This window comes from Pedobacter sp. CG_S7 (assembly GCF_040544395.1).
GTDB lineage: Bacteria > Bacteroidota > Bacteroidia > Sphingobacteriales > Sphingobacteriaceae > Pedobacter.
In genome coordinates this window covers 46674-52937 of sequence record NZ_JBEONS010000024.1, presented here as the reverse complement: position 1 = coordinate 52937, position 6264 = coordinate 46674, and the positions used below count along the sequence as shown (strand labels likewise).

Annotated in this window: 7 protein-coding genes; 4 read left to right on the top strand and 3 right to left on the bottom strand. The window is 33.8% G+C overall.

What is annotated here, in order from left to right; genetic code table 11:
* Nucleotides 1-254 precede the first annotated feature (254 nt).
* The 3 genes from AAKU52_RS12710 to AAKU52_RS12700 all read left to right on the top strand — a co-directional run bounded on the left by AAKU52_RS12710 (nt 255) and on the right by AAKU52_RS12700 (nt 4126).
* The gene (locus tag AAKU52_RS12710) at nt 255-2003 is read left to right on the top strand and encodes a S8 family serine peptidase (protein WP_354334029.1); all 1749 of its coding nucleotides are present in this window, start codon (nt 255-257) and stop codon (nt 2001-2003) included.
* Between the two features lie 167 nt (nt 2004-2170).
* On the top strand, nt 2171-2821 hold the full coding sequence (locus AAKU52_RS12705) for a TetR family transcriptional regulator C-terminal domain-containing protein (RefSeq protein WP_354334026.1): 651 nt from the start codon (nt 2171-2173) through the stop codon (nt 2819-2821).
* A gap of 3 nt (nt 2822-2824) precedes the next feature.
* Nucleotides 2825-4126, top strand: coding sequence for an ABC1 kinase family protein (locus AAKU52_RS12700; protein WP_354334024.1), 1302 nt, complete (start codon nt 2825-2827; stop codon nt 4124-4126).
* Nucleotides 4127-4133: 7 nt separating this feature from the next.
* Here the strand turns inward: AAKU52_RS12700 and AAKU52_RS12695 are convergent, their stop codons facing one another.
* Nucleotides 4134-4382, bottom strand: a complete 249-nt coding sequence (locus tag AAKU52_RS12695) for a hypothetical protein (protein ID WP_354334023.1) — start codon at nt 4380-4382, stop codon at nt 4134-4136.
* A 181-nt stretch (nt 4383-4563) separates the two neighbouring features.
* Between AAKU52_RS12695 and AAKU52_RS12690 the strand changes: the two genes are divergently transcribed.
* Nucleotides 4564-5112, top strand: a complete 549-nt coding sequence (locus AAKU52_RS12690) for a lipocalin family protein (RefSeq protein ID WP_354334021.1) — start codon at nt 4564-4566, stop codon at nt 5110-5112.
* Between the two features lie 143 nt (nt 5113-5255).
* On the opposite strand, the gene AAKU52_RS12685 is transcribed toward AAKU52_RS12690, so the two are convergent.
* Entirely contained in the window at nt 5256-5723 is a 468-nt protein-coding gene (locus AAKU52_RS12685) for a hypothetical protein (RefSeq protein ID WP_354334018.1), read from the bottom strand.
* 5 nt (nt 5724-5728) lie between these two features.
* Nucleotides 5729-6253: a HEAT repeat domain-containing protein gene (locus AAKU52_RS12680; protein ID WP_354334016.1), complete on the bottom strand. Its 525-nt coding sequence runs from the start codon at nt 6251-6253 to the stop codon at nt 5729-5731.
* Nucleotides 6254-6264: the final 11 nt, after the last annotated feature.

The following is a 6264-nucleotide window of genomic DNA, read 5'->3' as shown; positions in this document are numbered from 1 at the left end:
GAGAGTAGGTCGGTGCCAAATCTTAAAGAAAGCCTGTAGTCTAAACTGCAGGCTTTTCTTGTTTAAATCCAATTCTTATTACCAATCATTTATTTTTTTAGGGTTGCCCCCGGGTAGTAATTTTTATATTCCCATACTTTTTTCGCATGCTTCGGATCATGAAATCTAAATGTTAAAAAAACTAAATGGCATCAACCCTAAATAATAAATAACGTATCATTGTAATTAGCTGCTACTTATAATAATACTACTTTATGAACCTTAGAATTGTATTTATAATATTTTTTATCTCTATTAATCTCTCTGTCTTTGCTCAGAAGAAGGATGTTATACTACCACCAAATTGGTATAACCTGGATTTGGCTAAGGATGGTTACTTTGGTATCAGTACGGAGAAAGCTTATACACAGTTGTTAAAAAATAGAACCCCAAAAACTAAAGTAGTTGTAGCGGTAATTGATGGTGGAGTTGAAACTACCCATGAAGATTTGAAGGGTCTTATTTGGGTAAATCAAAAAGAAATTCCAGGTAATGATATTGATGATGATCAAAATGGATATATCGATGATGTGCATGGCTGGAATTTTATAGGCTCTAAAAAGGGCAATCTGGCTTATGATAATCTTGAGCTGGTTAGAATTTACCGAAAGTATAACCCGAAATATAAATCCACGATTAAATCTACTAAATTGGATAGTATAGGGGAAGAGCAGTATGCCCTTTATAATAAAGTGACGACTGAATTTGGAAAAAAATATGATGATGCTGATCAGAATTTTAGAGTCTTGAATGCTATTAATAAGGTTTTAGATTCTGTTGCATTAGTCAATAAAAAAGTTATTCCGTCTTTTTCTGATATTGAAAATTATAAGGCCGATAATGAAATGGAGGAACGTGTTAAAAAAATTATCCGTTCTGGTAGTAAGGAAAGTGGCAGTTTTAATGCGTTTTATAAAGAAATTAAGGATGCTTATAAACAGTATGATGTGATGTTAAGGTATAATCTCAATCCGGCTTATGATCAAAGAAAGGAATTGGTTGGTGATGATTATGATAATTCTAAAGAACGTTTTTATGGTAATAATGATGTTAAGGGACCGAATGCGGAACATGGAACCCATGTTTCTGGAATTATAGCTGCTAATAGAAATAATTCATTAGGTATAATAGGTATAGCTGCTAATGTGTCTATTATGGCAATAAGGGTTGTACCAGATGGTGATGAGCGTGATAAGGATGTGGCTAATGGCATTAGGTACGCCGTTGATAACGGGGCAAGAATTATCAATATGAGCTTTGGGAAAGAATTTAAATGGGATAAACCAATTGTTGATGCCGCTGTTAAGTATGCTGAGGCCAAGAATGTATTACTGGTACATGCGGCTGGTAATGATAATCAGAATGTTGATCGTGTAGATAATTATCCGAATAAATATTATGATGGCTCAGAGACAAGAGCTTATCAGAAAAAACAAAAGCTACTTCTTAAAGTTAACGAATTAAAAGAAAAGCCTAAGTCGGCAGTACAAAGACATTATAAAGTTAATGCAACGAGGAGATCAAATAAGAAGATAGAATTAGATACGGCTAAATTCAATCTTCCCCATGCAAGAAATTGGATAGAGACAGGTGCGAGTTCTTATAGTAACGACGCTAATTTAAAGACCTCTTTCTCTAACTATGGAAAATATAATGTAGATGTATTTGCGCCAGGATTGAAAATCAATTCTACAGTGCCAGACTCACACTATGAAGTATTGGATGGGACAAGTATGGCTGCACCTGTTGTATCTGGTTTGGCAGCCGTAATCTTAAGTTATTATCCAAATTTGAAAGCTGAAGAATTAAGAGAAATAATTATCAAATCTGCTGTAAAAGTATCTCAAAAAGTTAAATTAAAGGACGATATGGGGAGTACTATTAAAGTTCCATTTTCTAATTTATGTGGTAGTGCAGGTATAGTTAACCTTTTTAATGCATTGAAATTGGCCGAGAAATATTAGCTGTAAAATTGAAACAATCGATTTAATTTTTAAGTTTACCTTGAAGTTATTCAATTAGAGTTAATTGATGAACTAATTTTATAATTATTTCTTTTCCAATATTTTACGCTCAAATTACTATATTTAGTACTTTGCATTTGTACTTTTACGTCTTAAATAAATTGAAAATGGCAACGTCTGAACAAATCAAGAAAGGCTATGTGGATTATGTATTAACACATGATGAAAAGCCAAAATCAGCATATAATTTTGCAAAAAAAATAAAGATCACAGAAGCTGAATTCTATGAGTTTTACGCTTCTTTTGATAGTATTGAAAAAGCAATCTGGTTAGAATCAACGGTAGATACTATAGCTGCAATAGAAGAACAGGAAGTTTGGAGTCAATATTCTTCGCGTGATAAGATTCTTGCTTTTTTTTACAGTTATGTTGAAGTATTGAAAAAGCAAAGAAGTTTTGTAATTTATAGTCTGAAGGGGCATAAGAATTTTTCTACTCCTCCAGTTCTATCGGGCGTCCAAACTGTTTTTGAGAATTTTGCTGAGAATATAATTAACGAAGGCTTAGAAAGTGGTGAACTTGCAGAGAGAAAGTTTTTTGCTAAAAGATATAAAGATGCGCTTTGGGTTCAATTTGCTTTCATCGTAAATTTTTGGATACATGATGACAGTGATGGTTTTGAAAAAACTGATGAAGCGATTGAGAAAGGAATAAATGTTACGTTTGATCTTTTCCAAAGGTCGCCGATTGATAATTTATTTGAATATGGAAAGTTCTTATCCAGAAATGGAAACTTTAAAGAAAGGATGAAATTTTAAAAAATGAGAGAACAAGATTCAATTCCAGTTACTAAAACAGAAAGATCTGCTAAATTCGTAAAAACTGGAATACAAATTGGTGGAAATTACATAAAGCATTACTCCAAAAAATTATTTAATCCTGGTCTAGGTAGAGATGAACTGAATGAAAATAATGCAACAGATATTTATAAATCGCTAAGTGAGCTCAAAGGAAGTGCTTTAAAAATTGCTCAAATGTTGAGCATGGATAAGAACATTTTGCCTAAACCATATGTTGACAAGTTTACACAATCTCAATATAACGCTCCTCCATTGTCTGGGCCACTGATTGTTAGAACTTTCACTAAGAATTTTGGTAAACCTCCTGAACAGATTTACGATAAATTTAAACTTTCATCGTCCAATGCGGCCTCTATAGGGCAGGTACATGAAGCAGAACTAAACGGTAAAAAATTGGCTGTAAAAATCCAATACCCGGGGGTAGGGGATAGCATATCTTCCGACTTAAAATTGGTAAAGCCTTTTGCTTTCCGATTATTAGGGATGAGTGAGAAGGAACTAAATATTTATATCAAAGAAGTTGAAGAACGTCTGCTGGAGGAAACAGATTATGTTTTAGAAGTAAAGCGGTCTATAGAGATCACTGAGGCTTGTAAAAGCATTGCGAATATTGTATTCCCAAAATATTATCCGGCACTTTCTGGTAAAAGAACTATCACCATGGACTGGATTGAAGGGCTTCACCTACGTGAATTTTTGAAAACTAATCCCACGCAGGAGTTGAAAAATAAAATTGGCCAGGCATTGTGGGATTTTTATAATTTTCAGCAGCACGAACTTCGTGCAGTGCATGCAGATCCGCATCCTGGAAATTTTATGATTACGCCTGATGAAAAACTGGGTGTAATTGATTTCGGTTGTATAAAGGAATTGCCAGATGATTTTTATATTCCATTCTTTTCTCTTATTTCTACGAATGTGATCAATGATAAAGAAGAAACATTGGCAGCATTTCGTCAGCTAGATATGATTCATGCCGAAGATACTGCTGCACAAGTTGAATTTTATTATAAAGCTTACCGGGAAATGATTGAGCTGTTCGCCAAACCATACACGAGTAATTCATTTGATTTTAGTCAGCCTGAGTTTTTTAATCAGCTCTATGCCTATGGGGAGAAGATCGCTAAAATGCCAGAATTCAAACAGGCCAGGGGCGTGAAACATTTTATTTATGTAAATAGAACAAATTTTGGTTTGTATAACATATTACAAGAGCTTAAAGCCACAGTCAATACCACGAAATATAAGCCTCATGTAGCATAAAACTTTTCTATGGACTTACTGTTTCTATTTTTGATCCTGCATCGGGTTCATCTTTATCATCCTCATTATCAATATTTTTATCAGATGGTGGAACTTCAATAGACTCTTTTTCTTTAAGAGTAGAAACAGGATCTATTCCCTCTTTCTTGTTCTTTTGGTCATTAGCTAAACCCTCTTTTTCAGTATCAGGGGTTACAGTTTCAATGTTTAATTGTATATCTTCTGAAGGTTTAGGATGCGAATTTGGTTTTTCCATGTTTAAATTATTTTATGTAGTTATATAATCAAAATTCTATCACAATTGTTTTATTATTTTTTATTGATCAATGTATCTCAGGTTTTTTATAAAATGTTAATTTAAATTAAAGAAGTGAAAATAGTTTCATAATCAATAGTATAATTGAAAACATTCAGTTGCATATTATGCTTTAGCCAGTATGAAAACTAAAAAATTAAATGTAATGCTAGCTATTGGCAGTTGTGTTGCCTCATTAGTAATAATTTCCTGTAGTACACTGTCACTACCTAAAGGTGCAACTGCAATATCTCCTTTCAATAAGGATGAATATCTTGGAAAATGGTATGAAATTGCCAGACTTGACTTTAAGTATGAAAAGAACCTGGATAATGTTACAGCTACTTATTCCATAAATGACAATGGTTCAATCAAGGTGGATAACCGTGGTTATAATTACAAAAAAATGGAATGGGAACAAAGTATTGGGAAGGCGAAGTTTATAAAAGACCCTACTGTGGCTAGACTAAAAGTGTCTTTTTTTGGTCCCTTCTATGCTGCATACAATATCATTGCTTTAGATAGTGAGTACCAATATGCTTTGGTAGTAGGTAACAATCTTGATTATTTGTGGATTTTATCTCGGACAAAAACGATTCCTGAAAACATCAAATCTGCTTATATGCAACAAGCTAAAGACTTGGGTTATGATATTGATGCTCTTGTCTGGAATAAACATGATAAAAATTGATGGTTGTTTTGCTTTTTTGTGATTTCAATAAAATACAAGAGGGTTTAAGATTCAACCCTCTTGTATTATTTTTAAGATGGTAATTAATGAAATGATAAGCAGGTAAAGCAACTTATAAAATGGTCTTTAGCTTTATCTTGATTTTATGTTGTGATTAGGTTAATAACTTGTTTGGTTTTTTGTGACCTCATATAAATTACTAATCCGCTAAATGCTAGGATAAGAATTATTGGAATAATGAGTGTAGCTTGTAATACCTCCGGGCCAGGGAGGTTTTTAGCATTTGTAAGTGCCTGCCCAGCGGTAGAATTTTCAGGTGCTTTTAGATAACCTTCCAAAGTCGCATCTCCAGGCAAATGTTTAACGATCAGGTTATCATAAAAGCCACCCATAAAGATCGTATAAAATATATTCGCATTCCTTGTTAACAATTCCTTAGCATCAAGACTGTTTTGGTATTTTTTCTGCGATGCTGCCATTACCTGATTGCCAGGATTACGGATTAACAGTTCTTTGATGATTGCCTGAGCTTTTTCTGATTTATTAAAGCGTAATATTAAGGCCAATTGAAAACGGACGTCGGCACTTGGGTCGTTCTTAAACGAATCCAAATAATCTACAATTTCTTGTCTCCTTTTCTTACCCGTTCATCACTAGCCCATAAAGCTGTTTTTCGCAGCTCCGGATCTATATCTTTCATTGCCTGAATTAAGGTTTCATTGTCCAATGCTTTCAATCCATTTAATGTCCATAAAGCATGGATACGGCCAAGTTGATTAGTTGTGGTATTAAGTAGCATTCTTTTTAAAGCTGGAACAACTGATTTATCACCGCGAATCACAATCAATTTTTGAGCATTATCTCTCCACCAGCCATTTGCATGTGTTAAATTAGGAACTAATTTATCAGTAGATAAGTCCAGCATTTTAGGTGCTTTTTTGTCTGGTTTTATACCTTCGTACACCACTCTATAGATTCTTCCACGACCAATGTTCTTATCAAATTTCTTTTGGTCGATTTGATTGCGCAGGTAAGTGCCTTTCTTTGTCCAGTTACCTTCCTGAATGATACCACGGTACATATCAACGATGTATAAACAGCCATCAGGCCCAGTTGCAGTGTTTACTGGTCTGAAATTCATATCTGTAGATG